The 1197-nt window shown below is 71.6% G+C and carries 1 protein-coding gene; it reads left to right on the top strand.

What is annotated here, in order from left to right:
- The first annotated feature begins 341 nt into the window (after positions 1–341).
- On the top strand, positions 342–1148 hold the full coding sequence (gene lexA / locus ACOV8S_RS02185) for a transcriptional repressor LexA (protein ID WP_351117939.1): 807 nt from the start codon (positions 342–344) through the stop codon (positions 1146–1148).
- Positions 1149–1197: the final 49 nt, after the last annotated feature.

Raw genomic sequence — 1197 nt, 5'->3', positions numbered from 1 at the left:
GGGCACCCGCGGGGGCCGCCGACGACCGGTTGGGGAGGTACCGTGAGCACCCGGCGGACACGGCGCGCGACTCCTGGGAGGATGCCGGGCCGGAGGGTGCCATGAGGTCGGCCCGCCGGGGTACCGGATGGCAGACTGTGGGTCGTCCGGGGCGGGCGCGGACCGGTGTGAAGCGTATACCGGTGCCCCTTTTCGCCCCGGGACGGGGTGGTGTGCGGCCTTACACCCGAACACGGACACGTGTCAGAGGGAACCGCATTTTTCACTCGAACGTGTGTTTGGCGCAACCTTTCGAAAGCCTCTACCGTTGTGCAGCAGGGAGACCATCGAGAGGGGCCGACGTGACCACCACCGCAGACAGCGCCACCATCACCGCCCAGGACCGCTCCCAGGGGCGTATCGAGCCGCAACATGCGGTGAACAACGCCGGGATCAACACCGCGATGAACGAAGCCACGCACCCCGAGGGGCCAAAGCGGTCCCTGCCGGGCCGACCTCCCGGCATCCGGGCGGACAGCTCGGGCCTCACCGACCGCCAGCGCCGCGTCATCGAGGTCATCCGTGACTCGGTGCAGCGCCGGGGGTACCCGCCGTCCATGCGGGAGATCGGGCAGGCCGTCGGCCTCTCCAGCACCTCCTCCGTGGCGCATCAGCTGATGGCGCTCGAGCGCAAGGGTTTCCTTCGCCGCGACCCGCACCGGCCGCGCGCCTACGAGGTCCGCGCGTCGGACCAGGCGGCTCCCGTCCAGCCCACCGACACCGCGGGCAAGCCGGCCGCGTCCTACGTGCCCCTGGTGGGCCGTATCGCCGCCGGTGGGCCGATCCTGGCCGAGGAGTCGGTCGAGGACGTGTTCCCGCTGCCCCGCCAGCTGGTGGGCGACGGCGAGCTGTTCGTGCTGAAGGTCGTCGGTGACTCCATGATCGAGGCCGCGATCTGCGACGGCGACTGGGTCACGGTGCGCCGCCAGCCCGTCGCGGAGAACGGTGACATCGTCGCCGCGATGCTCGACGGCGAGGCCACGGTGAAGCGCTTCAAGCGCGAGGACGGCCACGTGTGGCTGCTGCCGCACAACGCCGCCTACGAGCCCATCCCGGGCGACGACGCCACCATCCTGGGCAAGGTGGTCGCGGTCCTGCGCCGCGTCTGAGGCAGGCGGCCGTCGGGCCGCGTTCGACCGGGCCCCGGAACCCCTGCGC

The sequence above is a fragment of the Streptomyces sp. CO7 genome (assembly GCF_053474865.1).
Note: the sequence above shows the minus strand (reverse complement) of the source record. Positions and strands in the feature narration are given on the sequence as shown.